The sequence below is a fragment of the Nocardia sp. NPDC059240 genome (assembly GCF_042753865.1).
In the GTDB taxonomy this organism is placed as follows: domain Bacteria; phylum Actinomycetota; class Actinomycetes; order Mycobacteriales; family Mycobacteriaceae; genus Nocardia.
Window position 1 is genome coordinate 415,101 of sequence record NZ_JBHZAC010000003.1, and the last position, 17,352, is coordinate 432,452.

Sequence of the window (17,352 nt, forward strand, 5' to 3'; positions counted from 1 at the left end):
GACCTTTCGGGTCGGCGGTCAGGGGTTGACCGGGGAGAGTTCGGGTTCGCTCCAGCGCAGGGGCGTCGCGCCGGAGGTTTCCACGACCTCGGTGAGGGTGAAGTCGATGGAGCACTGCGCTCCGGTGGTGAAGGTGGTTTCGTCCCAGGTTATTTCGGCGGTGCCGGTGAGTTGGAGAGTGACGCCGGTCTGCCAGTCCGGGATCAGCAATCCGCAGCGCGGGTCGGCGGCGATATTGCCCAGTGTCATGAACATGGAGTTGCCGCGATAGTCGGGCCAGCGCAGACGGGTCGGGGAAAGTACCTGCAGGAAGCCGGGATTGCCGCCGCGGTGGGAGGCATCGGCATGGCCGTCGAGGTCGGCGGAGGCCACGAAGAAGGCGTCGGTGCGGGAGATGAGCTGCTGCTGAGCGGTATCCAGTGCCGTGCCCCGGCGGACCACCGGAGTCGTTCCGGTCACCCACTCGCGGACCTCCCGCCGGGAGATGTATTTCGGGCAGTTGGAATACACCTGCTCGGTATCGATGTGCAGCCCGCGCGCGGTCGGCGCGATCATGCCGTTGACCCGCATCCGCCGACGCAATCCTGGTTGCAGCGCGATCATGCCGACATTCCTGCTGCCGCGCAGCGATTCCGCGAGTGGGTCGCCGGCCACCGGCAGCGCGTCGACCTCGATGGCCCGATCGCCGGAGGTGTGCACGAATCCCGGCGGACCGGCCAGTTGACTAGCCCATACTCGCCCGTCCGCATCGGCCGCCGCGATCACGATCATCGGCTGCTCGGTCAGGAATTCCGCCGCGGCAGCCGGAATATCGGTGCGGATCATGCGCCCGACCCGGGCGGCGATATCGGCCTGCCCCATCCGCTGCTGCACGGCCAGCTCGCCGGCATGAAAGACACCGCTCCGCAGTGTGTTCATGTGACACTCCCCTCCGGTCGCCGGGTGGGCGGCCTGTTCCTGCGGGTTCCGTTGCCGGTGAAGGTGTTTCGGGTCAGAAGAAGCCGCAGGTGGGGGCGGCTCCGCTGGGGGCGGGGGCGGATTCGGCACCGGTGGGAGCGAAGACTTCGAGGCGGATGCCGTCGGGGTCGAGGAAGAAGACGCCGCCGGAAGTCGCGCCCTCGCGGTGGGTGACGACGCCGTCCTGGGCGAAGGTCACGTCGAGTTCCTTCAAGGCCGATTCGACTTCGCGCACCTGGTCGATGCTCTCGACCTGGAACGAGAGGTGGTGCAGGCCCGGGGTTTTCGGGGAGAACTCGCCGTCGCTCTGCTGCCAGAGGGTGAGCTGGAGTTGACCGTCGCGGCCGAGGAAGGCGAAACGCCGCGCGTCCTCACCGCCGGCGCCGAGCTGTTCGAAGCCGAGGGCCTGCCGATAGAAGGCGACCGACCGGTCGATGTCGGTGACATTGAGGCCGATGTGCCCGGTGGCGAGAACAGGTGCGGTCATGAGAATCCCCTTCGGATGATCTAACCATCATAGATTGTTTTACTAGTTAGAAGTTAACGACGAAGTCCACGCCGGGTCAACCCCTATAGTCGATTTTAGTGGTTAGAAAGGAGCCGTGGACCCGATGCCGACAGCGCGACGGTTACCCTCAGACGTGCCCGATCCACGCCCCCACCTCGGCGAACCGCTCGCCCTGGACCTGCTCAACACCCGCTGGATGTCCACGGAGGGCCTGCAGGATCTGCTCACCGAGGTGGCCGGCGTCCGACAGTGGCTCGCGGACAACGCACTCGATCTACCCGCCGACGAACCGACCAGGCAAGCCCTCATCACCGCACGGGAGGCCATCCTGCGCGCGGTGAAACACGAGACCGCCGACGACCTCAATGCCGTTCTGGCCCACGGCCGCATCCGCCGCGCCCTCACCCCGGACGGTCCGGCCGACCTCCCCGAGGTCGCCGACCCGGCCCACCTACCCGGCTGGCTCGCCGCCGACAACCTGCTACACCTGCTGGCCAGCGCCCCCGACCGCATCAAACAATGCGCGCACCCGCACTGCGTCCTGTTCTTCCTCGACACCTCGAAGAACGGCACCCGGCGCTGGCATTCGATGGCGGCCTGCGGTAATCGCGCCAAGGCCACCCGGCACTATGCGCGCAGGACTCAGCCGGATCAGAATCCGTAGCGGCTCAACGCAATTCGGTCACCAACGGTATTTGGGCACATCGAATTCCGCGCACAGCGCCCGCCAGACATCCCGGGGATCCACCCCGGACTCGATGGCCTGCGCCCCCGTCCTGCCCATGGACGGCAACACATGATCGTTCAGCAGCACGTCTCCGCGCGCCGTACCGAACTCGGTATGCAACAGCTCCTGGAACTCCGTCAACCGCACGGGCAGACCCTATCAATCCAGCAGATCCGGTCAGGGAGTGTGGGGGGACCCGGCGGCGGCATGGCAGATGGCGATCGGGTCGGAGACGACGGAGATACCGGTCGCGGCGGAGCGGGCAGCGGCGGCGAAAGCAGGGTCGTCGAGGATGCGTTTGACCGCCTCGCGCAACGCTTCCGGGGTCAGCGGGCGCACCAGGATCGAACTGCCCTGGCGGGCGGCGCGATTGGCGAGTTCCCACTGGTCACCGCCGCCGGGAACGGTGACGATGGGGACACCCGCGAGCAGGGTCTTGGCGAGCAGTCCGTGACCGCCACCGCCGATGACGACGGCGGCGTGCCGCAGCAGTTCGTCCTGGCGGCCCAAACCGGCTGTGGCCCAGGCGGGCAGGTCCGCGGGCGGGGCGTCGAGCTGGGAGATGGCGACGCGGACACCCGCGCCCTCCAGGGCCGCGAGCGCGGCGTCGGCCAGACCCACCTGACCGGTCTGCGCCGTCGAGGGCGCGACCATGACCAGCGGATCATCACCCGGCGGCAAATCCAGTATGTGATCGGTCGGCTCCCACAGCAGCGGGCCGACCAGATGTGCGTTGTCGGGCCAGTCGGGGCGCGGCACCTCGAGCGCGGGCAGGGTGGCGACCAGCCGCGCGGTGGGACCCGGATCCTGCGGCGGCAGACCGATACTCGCGCGCGCCTGCTCGCGCTGCAGTTCCCCGCGCCGGACCGCCCGCGAACTCAGGCCGCGCAGCACCGAATCCCGGGCCCGCCCGCGCATCCCCTCCCCCGCGGCGAGCCCACTGCCGATGGGCGGCAATCCCTTCGACTGCAGGTACAGCGGGTGCGGCGACAGCTCCACCCACGGCAGCTTCAACCGTTCCGCCGCCATCCCGCCGCCGGCGGTCAGCACGTCCGACACCACCAACTCCGGCAGCATGGCGCTCAGATCAGGCAGGATCTCGGTCGAAATATGCGCGGCGCGTTGATGAATCCGCGCGCCGGCGTCCTCATCGTCATCCTCGGCCCGGGGCGCCAGCCCCTTGAGCCGCCGCACCCCGATCCCGGCGTCGCGCGCGGCATCGAACCACCGCGGACTGGTGAACAACACCGGTTCGTCCCCGGCCGCCAGCAATCGCTCACACAACGCAATCGCCGGAAACGCATGCCCAGGATCCGGCCCAGCCACCACCGCTACTCGCACGCCGCCACCATGCCACACGCCGCCGACGCCGCCCACACCCACCGACCACCATGTCGCGCAGCCACTCGAGATAGCGCGCACCCGCGGTCGTCGAACAGGCCCGCTCGTGCCACCCGGCCGGCCCAATACGCGGTGTGCCATCGGCCGGGCAGCAGCCGCCAGCGAGGAGTCGTCGATGGACCCGGTCGAGCGCGGCACAATATCCGGTCAACGCAGCATGCTGCCGGGCGATGTGCCGGAGGCTTCCTCCCAAGCCGCTGCGGGACGACTGCCAGCCGCGCTGCTTACGCTCGCTCGGCCGAACGCACCGGCAGCGGCGACCTATCGGTTAGCCCGCGAAGTAGAAGAGCTCGAACGAAACCGCGTGGGCGGCGGGGAAACCCTCCTTGGGACCGGTGGTCGAGTCCAGCACGGCGCGAGCCTGGGTCGCGGCGGGCTCGGGGCCGAGGGCCTCGAGGTAGCGGCGGTGGGCGGTGAGGGATTCGACGGCCACCTCGAAAGTGTCGGTGACGTCGACGGCGTGGCTGCCGTCGGAGACGCCGCAGACGGCAGCCCAGCGGGCAGACCAGGCGGGGAGGTCGGCGAGGTCGGGGTGGATCCACTCGTTGCCCGCGTCGGAGACCGCGTCGAGGGCGGCGCGGCCGACCGCGCGGTGGTCGGCGGAGTTGGCGTAGCCGCGGGCCCAGACATCGCCGAAGTTGAACAGCACCACCATTTCAGGGCGGTGGCGGCGGATGGCGGCGGCCAGATCGCGGCGCAGGGCCAGCGATTCCTGGATGCGGCCGTCGGCGTGACCGAGGAATTCAACCTCTGTGACGCCGACGATCTTGGCGGAGGCGCGCTCCTCGTCCTCGCGCAGCGGACCTGCCTCGGCCGGAGTCAGCCCGGCGATCCCGGCCTCACCGCTGCTGACCAGCACATAGCGAATGTCCTTGCCCTGCCGCGTCCAGCGCGCGACCGCGGCCGCCGCACCATATTCGATGTCGTCGGGATGGGCGACGATGACAATGCCACGCTGCCAGTCCTCGGGTAGCTGCTCCATGCGGCCATTCAACCGCACCGCGAGGCCATTTCACCGCAGAGCCTTGCCAGCGGACCCCACAAGATGGCCGGCGCACCTGGCAGTCCTGCTGGGGCACCTCACAGCCCCGCCAACGCACTCCACGGCCCTGCCAACGCACTCCACGGCCCTGCCAGCGCATTTCGCAGCCCGCCAACGCACTTCGCAGCCCCGCCAACGCACCTCGCAGCCGTGCTTATGCACTTCATAGCATGGCCAGGACGCCCTCGAAGGCGGCCTCGGCGGCCCCGAGCAGTTTGAGATCGCCTCCCAGGCTGGACTTTTCGATCCGCACCCCGCCCATGGCGCGGCTCACCATGCTGCGGCGGCGCACCTGTTCGCCGACGCGATCGACCGCGCCGTCGGGGAGGGCGGTGAAGAGGTCGCCGAGTACGACGAGTTCGGAGCCGAGGATGTTGACGACATTCACCAGGCCGAGGGTCAGCCAGTCCAGGTATTCGCGCAGCTGGGTGTCCCAATCACCGTGCAGTTCACGCAGTTCGGCGACGATCGCGCCGCGCGGGCCGTGTTCGGGCATGCCGAGGGCGCGGCACAGGGCCGCCTCGCCCACCTCGGTCTCCCAGCAGCCCTCGTTGCCGCAGTGGCAGATTCGGCCGCCGGGGTTCACGGTCATGTGGCCGATCTCGCCGAGATACCCGGCCGAGCCGCGCAACAGCGCACCCTGCGCGATGAGCCCGCCGCCCACCCCGACATCGGCGGAGACGAACACCGCGTCGGAGGCGCCGCGCCCCGCGCCCCTGACATGCTCTGCCAACGCACCGAATTCGGCATCGTTGCCGACCACGACGGGGACGTCCAGCACCGTGCGCAACCGCTGCCCGAGTGCCACCTCACCCCAGCAGAGGTTGGCGGCGGTGTGCACCAGGCCATCGGAGCGGCGCACCACCCCGGGGATACACACCCCGGCCGCCATCGGCCGCAGATCCAGATCCTGGGCCAGCATGGCCGCAGACTCCGCGACGTGCGTGATCACCTCGTCCGGTTCCCGTTGCCGCCCACGCAGATTCCAGCTGTTGCGCCCCAGGATCTGCCCGCCGAAACCGACCAACGCGATCCCCGCGTGCTCGACCTGCACGTCCACCGCCAGCACCACCGCGGCTTGCGGTTGCGGCAGCACCAGCAGCGACGGGCGACCGGCGGTGCGCGCCAGGCGCGGCACCTTCTCCTCCACCACGCCGTCCTCGGCCAGGCCGTCGACCAGCATTTTGATGGTGGAGCGATTGAGCCCGAGTTCGGTCGCCAGCGCCGCACGGGTGGCGGGGCCTCCGGTGTGGAGCAGCCGCAGGAGGCTGGACCGGTTGAACCGGCGCACCTCGTCCGGTCGGGCGACGGTCATGGACCGGTTTCTACCATTGCGCGCCACCGCCGTCCGCTATCGCCACGGCTCGACCGACCGCCATCTCCACGCGGCTGGTAGCCCCGCCGCGTCGAATCGGCTCCCGGTCACCGGTGTTCATCGGACCGCGGTCGCCGCACGGCGTCGCGACAACGCATCCACGGTCGCGGCCAGCAGCAGCACCAAACCGGTCACGATGGACACCACCGCCGCCGGTTGTTGCAGCAGGCCCAGCCCATTGGACACCACCGCCAGCACCGCGCCGCCGATCACCGCGTCGGCCACCCGGCCTCGGCCGCCGAACAGCGAGGTGCCGCCGATCACCGCCGCTCCCACCGCGAACAGCAGCGTGTTCAACCCGCCCGCCTGCGGATCGACCGAGCCGACCTTCGAGGAGTAGACGATCGCGCCGATGGCCGCACATGCCGAACTGATCACGAAAACGCTTGCCCGCAACTGGGTCACGTTGATGCCCGCGCGCCGCGCCGCCTCCACATTGCCGCCGACCGCGTAGATGTGGCGGCCGTAGGTGGTGCGGGTGAGCACATAGGTTCCGGCGACCAGCAGCACCAGCACGATCGGAACCACATACGGCACACCGGAAATGACGATCAGCTTCGACGGCGAACGGTTCACGGTGAGCAGTGCCGTCACCACGATCGCGAACACCACCAGCGCGGCGACCTTCGCGATCACCAGCGGGGTGGGTGAGGTGACCAGACCCCGCCGGCGGCGCAACGCATGCCCGCCGAGGGTGACCCCGGCATACCCACCGGCCGCCAGCACACACAGCACCCAACTCCCCGCCGTCGACAGGTTCCCGTTGGCCACCGCGTCCAGCACGTGTGAGGAGCTGATGCCCAGCACCCCGCCCTGCCCGATGAGCTGCAGAATCACACCCTGCCAGGCCAGGAACAACGCCAGCGTCACCACGAACGACGGCATGCCGATCTTGGCGATCAGGAACCCGGTGATGGAACCGATGGCCGCGCCGACACACACCGCGAACAGCATCTCGATCCACGGATTCGCTTCCAGCCCGAGGACCGTCAGCAGAATTCCGACCAGGGAGAACGCCACCCCCGGCCAGATCCGCAGCAGGCCCGCGAGGATCGCTGCGAGAACCAGCAGCGCGATGAAGATGTAGAACACCGTGGAACCCATGCCGTGCATCAGATTCCCGTTGTCCACATAGTGCAGGGCCAGCACCGCGGCCGCCACACCCGAGGCGGTGCCCGCCGACAGATCGATCTCACCGATCAACAGCACGAACACGATCCCGATCGCGATGATCGTCTGTCCCGCACCCTGCGCCAGCAGATTGGCGATGTTGTTGAGCGAGAAGAACACATCCGACATCAGCGAGAACAGCACCACCAGCGCGACCAGGCCGAGAATCGCGGGCAGCGAACCGATCTCGCCGCCGCGCAGCCGGGCCACGTAGTCGCGCAGGGCATCCTGGGTCGACAGCGTGGTGGTGTCGATCCCGAAGTCGGTGATCGCGGTATCGGTGGCCGCGGATTCCGAAACATTGGTCATATCAGTGGTTTCCTCGCTCACAGCGCCACAACTCCCTCACAACGTCCCCGCTGATCACAACGCCACCGCTTCCGGCCGCGCCAGGCCGAGATCACCCGAGCGTCCCGCGGTGATCAACTCCACCACCTGTGCGGTGGTCACATCCGCGGTCCGCACCTGCGCCGCCATCCGCCCCAGGTACAGCACCGCTATCCGGTCCGCGACCTCGAACACATCGACCAGGTTGTGGCTGATCAGCACCACGCCGAGCCCCTGTTCGGCCAGTCGCCGCACCAGATCCAGCACCTGCCGCGTCTGCGCCACACCGAGTGCGGCGGTCGGTTCGTCCAGCAGCACCAGATTGCTGTTCCACAGCACCGCTTTCGCGATCGCCACGGTCTGCCGCTGCCCGCCGGACAGGGCTGCGACCGGAGTGCGCACCGATTTCACGGTGCGCACCCCCAACGAGGCCAGGGTGCGCCGCGCCGCCTCCTCCATGTTCGCCTCGTCCAGCAGCCACGGTTTCCCGCGCTCCCGGCCGAGGAACATATTGGCCACGATGTCGAGGTTGTCGCACAGGGCCAGGTCCTGATAGACCACCTCGATGCCGAGCGCCGCCGCGTCCTTGGCGCCACGCAGGTGAACGGGTTCGCCACGGAATCGCACCTCGCCGGAATCGGCGGCGTGGATTCCGGCAACACATTTCACCAGCGTGGATTTGCCCGCGCCATTGTCGCCGACTAACGCGGTGACCTCGCCCGCCGGCACGGTGAGGTCGACGTCGTGCAGCACGTGCACCGGTCCGAAACTCTTGTTCAGGCCGGTGATCTGGAGCAGCGGCTCACTCATGTTCTGATTCCTTAAGAGATGCCGAGGTCGGTGCAGGCCTGCTTCACGTCACCGGAGCAGACGTCGGCGGCCTTCACGAAGCCCGACTCCACCACCGACTTGACCTCGGCCTTGGTGATCAACTGCGGTTGCAGCAGCACCGATTTCACCTCGCGCTTGCCCTTGGGGTCCTGACTCACGCCCACCGCCAGCGCATCCGCGCCCGCCTTGTCGCCCTTGGCCAGGAACACGGCCAGCTTCGCGGCGTTCTCGGCCTCCTCCTTGATCGGCTTGAACACCGTCATGTACTGGTCGCCGCGCAGCACCGCCTTCAGGCCGTCCACGGTGGCGTCCTGACCGGTCACCGGCACCTTGCCGTTGAGGCCGTTCTTCTTCAGCACCGTGATCACCGCACCCGCGAGACCGTCATTGGCCGCGACCACACCGTCGACCTTGCCGTTCGCGCCGGTGAGGATCTGCTCGAAGGTGGTGCCGCCCTTCTGGTTGTTCCAGTCGTCGATGGCCTGGCTGCGCACCAGCTTCAGCGTGCCTGCGTCGTAGAGCGGCTGCAGCACCGTCTCCTGGCCCTGATGGAACAGGGTGGCGTTGTTGTCGGTGGGCGCGCCCTCGATCTCGACGACCTGCGCGCCCGGCTTGTCCTTGAGCGCGGTGGCCAGGCCCTGACCCTGCAGCGCACCGACTTTCACATTGTCGAAGGACACGTAGTAGTCCGAGGATCCGCCCAGGTTGAGGCGGTCGTAATCGATGGTCGGGATCCCGGCCTTCTGCGCCTTGGCCGCGACCGCGCTACCCACCTCGCTATTGATGGAGGCGATGACCAGCACCTTCACGCCTTTGGCGATCATGCCGTCGGCGAGGGTGGAGAACTTCTGCACATCGCCCTGCGCGTTCTGCACGTCGGCGGCGAAACCCGCGTCGCCCAGCGCCTTCTGCAGCAGCGGCTTGTCGAAGGATTCCCAGCGGGCGGAGGTGGCGGTCTCGGGGAGGATCACCCCGACCGTGCCGTTCGCGCCGCCGCCGGAGGGGGCGTTCGACGAGGACGTGCCACTGCTGGAATTGGATCCGCAGGCGGTGAGGGTGAGCAGGCCGGACAATGCCAGCGCGACAGCGAATTTCGTCCTCATCAGGGTGACCTTTCAGGCGGCAGCCGCTGGGTGCGACCACACACACGGCATATGTTGTGGGCAACAACATATGCCGTGCGAGTCACTCATATGGGACGTTTCACAGAAATCAGTGCGCCCGTTCAGGGCAGCAGGATCACCTTGCCGCCCGCATGACCGTCCAGCACGAACTCGTGCGCGGCCGTGACCTCACTCAGCGGAAAGGTCTTGGCGATGGCCAAATCCAGCTTGCCCGCCGCCAGCGACGGCAGCAGCTCCCGCCAGGCATTGCCGCGGATCTCGGTGCCCGGATCCGCGCCCGGGCCGCCGCCCAGCACCTGGAAGCCGTCGGCCGCGGCCCGCCCGAAGGCCACGATGGACGCGATCCGGTGGCGGTCGGGCACGAGCTCCAGCGAAACATCCACCGCCTCGTCGGTGCCCACGGTGTCAAGGGCGGCATCGATACCGTTGGGGGCCAAGGCCCGCACGCGATCGGCAAGACCCGGCCCGTACTCGACGGGCTCGATCCCGTAGGCGCGCAACCGTTCATGACGACTCGCCGACGCGGTGCCGATCACCCGCGCCCCACGAGCCACGGCCAGCTGCGCGGCCAATGCGCCCACACTGCCCGCGGCACCGTGCACCAGCACGGTGTCCCCCGGCCCGACACCGGTGGCGACCAGCATGTGCACGGCCGTGCCGCCCACACTCAGCACGCCCGCGGCCTGCTTCCAGTCCACATCGGCGGGCTTGGACACGACGCGCGCAGCGGGGGCGTTGACGGCCGAGGCGTAGCCACCCGACACCGGCGCGAGCACCTCGTCGCCGACCGCGATCGGACCGTCCGGACCGACGGCGTCCGGACCGACCGCGGTGACGACGCCCGCCACCTCGAGGCCCAGCCGCAGCGGCAGCTTGCTCGGATCGGTGCCGAACGCACCGCTGTAGACCTTGTAATCGAAGGGATTCACGCCGGCCGCTCGGACGGCGATGGTGACCTCACCCGGTCCCGGATCCGGGACCTCGATCTCGATGAGCGACAAGACTTCCGGTCCACCGTAGGAGGTGGCAACGACAGCAGTGGCCATGCGGTGATAATACGGAAAAAGGACCGTCCACCCCGAGCATCGGGGTGGACGGTCCTGCGGTATGCGCGTCGCGCGCGAGCCGGCGGCTCAGTACTTGCCGAGCGGCGACTTGTTCTTCGACCCCGACACCGCCTTGTACACGAGGTACAGACCGAAGATGAGTCCGGTCACGATCAGGATCGGGAACAGCGCCTTGATCAGCGCGCCCAGAATGGCGAAGGCGATCCACACGAGGACGACGACGCCGAGAATCTTCCAAAACATTTCAAGCCTCCTGGTCTCCGAACCGCCGTCCGGCAGATCCGTCACCATCCATACTGCGTCGCCAACCTGAGAAAATCACCAGGTCAAGAGCAATATCCGGGGAATTTCAGGGTTCACCCTGAGCATCGGGAACCCGCGACACCGGCCACGGATCAGGGGTTGGCACGATAGCGCTGGTCGGCCAGGTCGGTCAGGGCCTGGGCCCACCCGTCGAGCCGGTCGGCGGCATCGCGCAGATTGACCATGGCCCAGCCGAGCTGGTCGGCCACGGCCGCGCTGTCAGGGACGGCGAGCACGCGGGCGGCCGCAGCCACCATGCCCTCGTACTCGACGACACCACCATCCAGGCGAATCGATACCGCCCGGACATGCTCGCCGAGCGGCGAATTCACGCCCAGCGCACCCGAAGCCCGTTCCATGGCGACCACATCCTGCGCGAGCGCGTGCAGGGCGGCCGCACCCGAGGCCGCGGTCTCCACGGTGTCCTCGAGATCGTCCTCGGGCAACCGGCCCGAACGCGCGATCTGCAGGTGCAATCCGTGCAGCGCCCGCTCCGCCTTCACCAACCGCGCGATCGACGCCCGCGCCGCCGAGCGGATCGGCGGCAGCTTGCGGGCCACGAACGCGGCCTGCGGCAAAGGTTCCCGCCGCATCTCCAGATACCGCTTAGCCGTCACCGCAGTCCCGGTGACGAGCGCCACCGCACCGCCGCCGACAATGACCACCGCCCACGCCGGGGCCGAGATCAACATCAGCCCAACGGTTCCCGCGGTCGTCAACCCGGACGCGGTTCCCAACCGGAAACTCCGCCGCCGAGCCCGCCGCCGCTTGCGCAACTCGCGCTCCCGCGGATCGGCCCACTTCCGCACGGCCACCAACGCCTGCTCCCCCACCCCGCGCAAGGTATCCGGCAGCCGCTGCGCCAACTCCTCGGGCTCGAACCCGGTAGGCGCCAACACCTCCCGCACCGCCTCGGTAGCCCGCTCCCGCTTCCCCCGCTTACGCCGCCCACTCTTCTCCGAGCTCGCGGTCGGCGGGGGCGGGAAATGACCTGTGGCATCGAAGGTCTGGTTCGCGGCCGGACCCGGCGCAGCCGCAGCGGGCGGCCGGGCCGCCTGCGGAGTCCGCACCGCGCTGTTCTTGGAAGTCTGATTCGCCGCTGCCCGCGGCTGCGCCGATTCCACCGCGCCACCGTATCCGGAGGCACCGACAACCGGGTTCGCCTCGACGGAGGTGGGCGTCCAGTCCCAGAGCGCATCGGTTGCCGATGTCGCTGCAGCGGTGGCGGATTCGGGCGCTACCGGCGGCTGGGGATTAGCGGGTGGGCCGAACGGGGAGGGGAAACCCGGGATGGGGTCGGGGGTTTTGGTGCGGGTGCGGCGGAGGAAACGCGCAGGGGAGGTCGCGGGGTCGTGTTCGGCCCGCGATCTCCCCATCGTGCACTACCTTTCGCGCAGCAGTTACTGCTGGGCGGCCTGGCCCTTGTTGAAGTTGGGCTGGGTGGCGGGCTGCGCGGGGGCGGCCTGGCCCGGCTGGATCTGCGGCTGGGCGGCGTTGCCTCCGGCGGGGAGGGCATCGCCGCGCATGGAGGCGCGGATCTGCTCGAGGCGGCTGTGCCCGGCCATCTGGACGCTGGCCTGCTGGACCTCGAGCATGCGGCCCTGCACCGAGTTGCCCGCGAGCTCGGCGGCACCGAGGGCGTTGGCGTAGCGGCGTTCGATCTTCTCGCGCACCGCGTCCAGGCTGGGGACCGCGCCGGGCGCCGACAGGGTGGAGTCCATCTGCTGCAGGGAGGCCGAAACCTGCTCCTGCATCTTGGCCTGCTCCAGCTGGGACAGCAGCTTGGTGCGCTCGGCGACCTTCTGCTGCAGCAGCATGGCGTTCTGCTCGACAGCCTTCTTGGCCTGGGCGGCGGCCTGCAGCGACTGGTCGTGCAGCACCTTCAGGTCTTCGACGGACTGCTCGGCGGTCACCAGCTGCGCGGCGAAAGCCTCTGCGGCATTGGTGTACTGGATCGCCTTCTCGGTGTCGCCGGCGCCACTCGCCTGATCGGCGAGCATAACCGCCTGGCGCGCATTGGCATTGAGCTTCTCGACCTCGTCCAGCTGACGGTTGAGCTTCATCTCCAGCTGGCGCTGGTTGCCGATCACCGACGCGGCCTGCTGTGACAGGGCCTGATGCTGGCGCTGGGCTTCCTCGATGGCCTGCTGGATCTGAACCTTCGGATCCGCATGCTCTTCGATCTTCGAGTCGAAGAGGGCCATCAGGTACTTCCAGGCCTTCACGAACGGATTAGCCATCGATTGATCCCGCCTCCATATGACGTGCCGCGCCCCGTAGCGCGACAGTAGTGCGCGACCGTCGCGCACCCCTGCTGTCCCATATCTCCACTGTGCAACGGCCGTTCCGGAGATTTCGGCAACAGCGCGACGCCTCCGGCACGAAGCCTACAGAGAATTTATCCCTTTCGGCTCCGGAGCACAGTCTTCGTCTCCCGGCTCACTTGGCGGCCACCAGCACCAGACGATCCGACTTGGGGGCCGGAATCACAATGCGGGGACCGAACGTTCCGTCCGCGGCCATGACCATTTCGCCGTCGCCACCCCTCGGGGTCACCTTCGCGGTGACCTTGCCCGCGCCCGCCTTCGCGGGCAGCTTGGTCACGGCACCGACCTTGGCACCGGCCTTCTCGCGCGCCAGCGCGGTGGCCTTGTCGGCGTCGGCCATGGCCGAGCTGACATCGAAGAGCACCTGTGCCAGTGGCACATCCAGGGCCTGGCAGATGGCGGCCAGCAGTTCGCTGGAGGCCTCCTTGCGGCCGCGTTCCACCTCGGACAGGTAACCCAGACTCACGCGCGCGGAGGTGGAGACCTCACGCAGTGTCCGGCTCTGGGCGACCCGAGCACGACGCAGGCTTTCCCCGATCGCTTCTCGCAGCAGCGTCATCTCGTTCTCCTCACACTCGTCTCGCCGGACCCAGCGTTTGACTGGACAACGTCCGGCGTCGGCCGCGCGTTCCCGGCCTCTTCACTCGCCCCTGACGGAGCGGACGAGTTCGGCGACCGCGGCGCGGACCGCGCCCACCCTGATCGTCCACCGGTCCCCCGACAACTTCAACCGAAGTACCTCGCTGGACTGTGGACCCGCTATACCAAGGAATACCGTGCCGACCGGGCTGCCGTCCTGCGGTTCGGGTCCGGCGACGCCGGTGAGCCCGATTCCCCAGTCCGATCCGCAGCGCCGGCGGGCGCCGACCGCGAGCTGTTCGGCGGTGCTCGCGGCCACCGGTCCATCCGTGGCCAGCGTGTCCGCACTCACATCCGCGAGGGATTGCTTGAGGTCGGTGGCGTAGACGATCAGTCCACCCCGCAACACCGCGCTCGCGCCCGGAATTCCCGCGATGGTGGCGGAGAGCAGACCGGCGGTCAGGGATTCCGCGGTGGCCACGGTCTGCCCGGCCGCGGCCAGCACGGCCACCAGTTCGGCGGCATCCGTCACCGTGACGAGCGGATCCGGCGGGATGGGCCCGGCGGTCGCCACCCGCGACAGGATGCCCTCGATATCGGGCCGGACCCTACGCGGCACGGCTGCCGCCCGGGGAGCCGAACCACAACCTGCCCGCCTGCACGACATAGTCCAGGCCGGTGACGACGGTCAGCACGACCGCCACATACATCAAATCCATTCCGGCGGAGGCGAATCCGCCCGACAACGGCAGCAACAGCACGGCAATGGCCACCGATTGCACCAGCGTCTTGAGCTTGCCGCCGCGGCCCGCCGGGATCACACCGCGCCGCACCACGGCCAGCCGCATCAGCGTGATGCCGAGCTCGCGGGCCACGATGACCAGGGTGATCCACCACGGCAGGTCGTGCAGCATCGACAACCCGATCAGGGCGGCCCCGATCAGGGCCTTGTCCGCGATCGGATCCATGAGCTTGCCGAAATCGGTGATCAGGCCGTACTTCCGGGCCAGCTGCCCGTCGATGCGGTCGGTGATGGCGGCGATACCGAACAGCCCGGCCGCGATCCAACGCCACTCCGTGTCATGACCGCCCGCGGCGAACAACGCCAGCAGGAACACCGGCACGATCAGGATGCGCAGGATGGTCAGCACATTGGCGATGTTCATCAGCGGCACGGCCGCGGGCTCCACCACCACCTCCGGGCGCGGGGCGGGAACGAACCCCGGGCTCGCCGCCGGAACGGCTTCCGCCCAGCGACCCTCGATCTCGTCCGGCTGCACGGTCACCAGCGCCCCCACCGGCCGTGGCGGCGGCCCTGGTTTCCGGACCATGCCGGGCTGCGGAGGGACTGGATGTGCGACACACCGACAAGCCTATCGGTACGCGGGCCGACTACTGTGCACCCCATGACAACACGGGCACCAAACAGCGGTTCCATCGACGGGCAGGCGGCGAATACGCCGATCGTCCGTCGAGCGCGAACCTCTGACGTGCCCGAGATCAAGCACCTCATCGACATCTACGCCGGCCGGATCCTGCTCGAGAAGAACCTGGTCACCCTCTACGAGGCGGTGCAGGAATTCTGGGTCGCCGAGCGCGACGGGCAGATTCTGGGCTGCGGCGCGCTGCATGTGCTGTGGGCCGACCTCGGCGAGATCCGCACGGTCGCGGTGCATCCGGACATCAAGGGCACCGGCGCGGGGCGGTTGCTGGTGGAGCAACTCGTCGCGGTGGCGCGTGAACTCGCCCTGAGCCGGGTGTTCGTGCTGACCTTCGAGGTGGACTTCTTCGCCCGGCACGGTTTCGTGGAGATCGAGGGCACGCCGGTCACCGCCGAGGTGTACGCCGAGATGTGCCGGTCCTACGACACCGGTGTCGCCGAATTCCTGGATCTGTCCTACGTCAAGCCCAACACGCTCGGGAATACCCGAATGCTGTTGACGCTCTGACACTTCCGCATACCGTCTCCGAGAGGGATCATCCATGGCCGTCTTCGCCGTCCATTACGTCTACTCCGATGCCACCGCCCCCGCGCGCGACATCCACCGCCCCGACCACCGCGCCTGGCTCAACGGCCTCGTCGACGAGGGCACCGTCCTCACCAGCGGCCCCTACCCGGACGGCTCGGGTGCGCTGATCCTGGTGCAGGCCGCCGACCTCGATGCGGTCACCGAGCTCTTCGAGAAGGACCCGTTCAACCGCGAGGGCCTGCTGACCGACAAGCGCATCGTGGAGTGGTTGCCGACGATGGGCGCGTTCGTCAACTGACCACCACTCGCAAAGCCCCCATCCGGACCGGGCCGGGTGGGGGCTTTCGCGTCGGTGTGGCGCGATCATGTCGGGCGGCAAGCCCGTGGCCTGCACGTAGACACCGTCTACCAATCCGTAGACAACGTCTACTGAAGGCCAACTCCGTTGAGCCCCCGCCATCATGCAGCGGACCGGTGAGGCCGAACGGGCCATGGCCGGACAGGTGAATCAGGACGGGTTCGATGCGCGGCCGCCGATTTCGGCGCTGCGCCGGATAGCGTCGAGGACCCGGTGCATGTGCAGTCCGGTGGCGAAAGAGGGGACGGTGTCGGCATCCGTTCGGATGTCCTCCGCGAAGCGGGCGTAGAGCCTCGCGACATTGCGGGATTCGACGGGGAGATCGGCGATCGGCGCGGGGTCGGCGGGAGTCAGGTCCTGCCAGGAGGCGCCTGCGCCACGAGCCGCGAGAAGTCTCAGGTCGCTCATCTGGATGCCACCCGCGTGCAGGCCGGGCGCACCGGCGGCGGTGTCGTTCGCGAGTACCAGATCGCCCTCGGTGCCGGAGATCTCGATCCGGGTGTGGGCGTTGGTGAGCTTGCCGTCGTGCAGATGGGCGGCGACCACCACGTCGTCGCGGGTGCGAGCACTGAGCAGCAGGTGGTCCGGGCTGGTGACGCGCACCCGCTCCCCCGTTTCGGCGACGGTGTTGTGCGGGTTGCGGATCGCCAGATCCGCCGAGATGCGGGTGAGTTCGCCCAGTAGGAATTCCACCGGGTCGAGGGTGTGCCCGCCCGCGACTTCGAGGAGTCCGGCGGCGTTCTCGCGGTCGAGGGTGTAGGCCGCCCACTGCGGGATGACGCCGCCCGCGCCCTTGCCGCGCGAGGAGTAGACGGTGACCGAAACCGGCTGCCCGACATAGCCTTCGGCGAGGAGTTCGCGGGCCCGCAGGACGGCGGGGGCAAAGCGGGCCTGCAGGCCGACGACGTGATGGCCGGGCGCGGTGGCGGCAGCGGCGACCAGGGCCTCGGCTTCGGAAGTCGTTCGGGTGAGCGGCCATTCCGAATAGACATGCTTTCCGGCGGCGAGGGCGGCGCTGATCAATTCGGCGTGCGCGGGCACCTTCACGGTGATGACGACCAGGTCGACATCCGGATGTTCGGCCAGGGCGCTCGCGTCGGTGAAGGCGTGCTGTGCACCGAATGCGCGGGCGGCCCGGTCGGCGCTTTCGCGGCGGCTGGTGCCGACCGCGGTCAGTTCGAAGTCGGGCAGGGCGCGCAGGGCCGGGATGTGGGCTCGGGAGGCCCAGCCACGGTCGGGGCTCGCGCCGATGATTCCCACGCGGATGCGGTCGGACATCGCTCTCT

The 17,352-nt window shown here is 68.7% G+C and carries 20 protein-coding genes; 3 read left to right on the forward strand and 17 right to left on the reverse strand.

Annotation, left to right across the window (positions count from 1 at the left end; translation table 11 throughout):
• Positions 1-18: 18 nt before the first annotated feature.
• Together ACFXHA_RS12125 and ACFXHA_RS12130 are read right to left on the reverse strand one after the other, a co-directional pair.
• On the reverse strand, positions 19-918 hold the full coding sequence (locus ACFXHA_RS12125) for a pyridoxamine 5'-phosphate oxidase family protein (RefSeq protein ID WP_379355736.1): 900 nt from the start codon (positions 916-918) through the stop codon (positions 19-21).
• Between the two features lie 73 nt (positions 919-991).
• Positions 992-1,444 (reverse strand): VOC family protein, encoded by a 453-nt coding sequence (locus ACFXHA_RS12130; protein WP_379355738.1) that lies wholly within the window; start codon positions 1,442-1,444, stop codon positions 992-994.
• Positions 1,445-1,598: 154 nt separating this feature from the next.
• Here ACFXHA_RS12130 and ACFXHA_RS12135 point away from each other — a divergent pair, with 154 nt between their 5' ends.
• Complete coding sequence (locus ACFXHA_RS12135; protein WP_379355740.1) at positions 1,599-2,129, forward strand: CGNR zinc finger domain-containing protein; 531 nt, start codon at positions 1,599-1,601, stop codon at positions 2,127-2,129.
• An 18-nt stretch (positions 2,130-2,147) separates the two neighbouring features.
• Here ACFXHA_RS12135 and ACFXHA_RS12140 read toward each other — a convergent pair whose 3' ends face one another.
• The 14 genes from ACFXHA_RS12140 to pgsA all read right to left on the reverse strand — a co-directional run bounded on the left by ACFXHA_RS12140 (position 2,148) and on the right by pgsA (position 14,904).
• A complete protein-coding gene (locus ACFXHA_RS12140; protein ID WP_379355742.1) occupies positions 2,148-2,339 on the reverse strand; it encodes a DUF3046 domain-containing protein in 192 nt (63 codons plus the stop codon).
• A 30-nt stretch (positions 2,340-2,369) separates the two neighbouring features.
• A complete protein-coding gene (locus tag ACFXHA_RS12145) occupies positions 2,370-3,533 on the reverse strand; it encodes a nucleotide disphospho-sugar-binding domain-containing protein (RefSeq protein WP_379356657.1) in 1,164 nt (387 codons plus the stop codon).
• 328 nt (positions 3,534-3,861) lie between these two features.
• Positions 3,862-4,575, reverse strand: a complete 714-nt coding sequence (locus tag ACFXHA_RS12150) for a PIG-L deacetylase family protein (protein ID WP_379355744.1) — start codon at positions 4,573-4,575, stop codon at positions 3,862-3,864.
• Positions 4,576-4,798: 223 nt separating this feature from the next.
• Positions 4,799-5,950, reverse strand: a complete 1,152-nt coding sequence (locus ACFXHA_RS12155; protein WP_379355746.1) for an ROK family protein — start codon at positions 5,948-5,950, stop codon at positions 4,799-4,801.
• Between the two features lie 117 nt (positions 5,951-6,067).
• A complete protein-coding gene (locus tag ACFXHA_RS12160) occupies positions 6,068-7,489 on the reverse strand; it encodes a sugar ABC transporter permease (protein WP_379355748.1) in 1,422 nt (473 codons plus the stop codon).
• A 54-nt stretch (positions 7,490-7,543) separates the two neighbouring features.
• Positions 7,544-8,317 (reverse strand): ATP-binding cassette domain-containing protein, encoded by a 774-nt coding sequence (locus tag ACFXHA_RS12165; protein ID WP_379355750.1) that lies wholly within the window; start codon positions 8,315-8,317, stop codon positions 7,544-7,546.
• Positions 8,318-8,328: 11 nt separating this feature from the next.
• Positions 8,329-9,441: a sugar ABC transporter substrate-binding protein gene (locus ACFXHA_RS12170; RefSeq protein WP_379355752.1), complete on the reverse strand. Its 1,113-nt coding sequence runs from the start codon at positions 9,439-9,441 to the stop codon at positions 8,329-8,331.
• Positions 9,442-9,563: 122 nt separating this feature from the next.
• Complete coding sequence (locus tag ACFXHA_RS12175; protein ID WP_379355754.1) at positions 9,564-10,508, reverse strand: zinc-binding alcohol dehydrogenase family protein; 945 nt, start codon at positions 10,506-10,508, stop codon at positions 9,564-9,566.
• A gap of 87 nt (positions 10,509-10,595) precedes the next feature.
• Complete coding sequence (locus ACFXHA_RS12180) at positions 10,596-10,772, reverse strand: hypothetical protein (protein WP_379355756.1); 177 nt, start codon at positions 10,770-10,772, stop codon at positions 10,596-10,598.
• Between the two features lie 152 nt (positions 10,773-10,924).
• Positions 10,925-12,208 carry a hypothetical protein gene (locus ACFXHA_RS12185; RefSeq protein ID WP_379355758.1) on the reverse strand — a complete coding sequence of 428 codons (1,284 nt, stop codon included), beginning with the start codon at positions 12,206-12,208 and terminating at the stop codon, positions 10,925-10,927.
• Between the two features lie 24 nt (positions 12,209-12,232).
• Positions 12,233-13,072: a phage shock protein PspA gene (gene pspA / locus ACFXHA_RS12190; RefSeq protein ID WP_379355759.1), complete on the reverse strand. Its 840-nt coding sequence runs from the start codon at positions 13,070-13,072 to the stop codon at positions 12,233-12,235.
• A gap of 199 nt (positions 13,073-13,271) precedes the next feature.
• Positions 13,272-13,718, reverse strand: coding sequence for a helix-turn-helix domain-containing protein (locus ACFXHA_RS12195; protein WP_379355761.1), 447 nt, complete (start codon positions 13,716-13,718; stop codon positions 13,272-13,274).
• 81 nt (positions 13,719-13,799) lie between these two features.
• Positions 13,800-14,294, reverse strand: coding sequence for a CinA family protein (locus ACFXHA_RS12200; protein ID WP_379356659.1), 495 nt, complete (start codon positions 14,292-14,294; stop codon positions 13,800-13,802).
• Positions 14,295-14,346: 52 nt separating this feature from the next.
• A complete protein-coding gene (gene pgsA / locus ACFXHA_RS12205; protein ID WP_379356661.1) occupies positions 14,347-14,904 on the reverse strand; it encodes a CDP-diacylglycerol--glycerol-3-phosphate 3-phosphatidyltransferase in 558 nt (185 codons plus the stop codon).
• Positions 14,905-15,144: 240 nt separating this feature from the next.
• Here pgsA and ACFXHA_RS12210 point away from each other — a divergent pair, with 240 nt between their 5' ends.
• Both ACFXHA_RS12210 and ACFXHA_RS12215 read left to right on the forward strand, forming a co-directional pair.
• Complete coding sequence (locus ACFXHA_RS12210) at positions 15,145-15,687, forward strand: amino-acid N-acetyltransferase (RefSeq protein ID WP_379355763.1); 543 nt, start codon at positions 15,145-15,147, stop codon at positions 15,685-15,687.
• A gap of 34 nt (positions 15,688-15,721) precedes the next feature.
• A complete protein-coding gene (locus ACFXHA_RS12215) occupies positions 15,722-16,006 on the forward strand; it encodes a YciI family protein (RefSeq protein ID WP_379355765.1) in 285 nt (94 codons plus the stop codon).
• 210 nt (positions 16,007-16,216) lie between these two features.
• Here the strand turns inward: ACFXHA_RS12215 and ACFXHA_RS12220 are convergent, their stop codons facing one another.
• Entirely contained in the window at positions 16,217-17,344 is a 1,128-nt protein-coding gene (locus tag ACFXHA_RS12220) for a Gfo/Idh/MocA family protein (RefSeq protein WP_379355767.1), read from the reverse strand.
• Positions 17,345-17,352 lie beyond the last annotated feature (8 nt).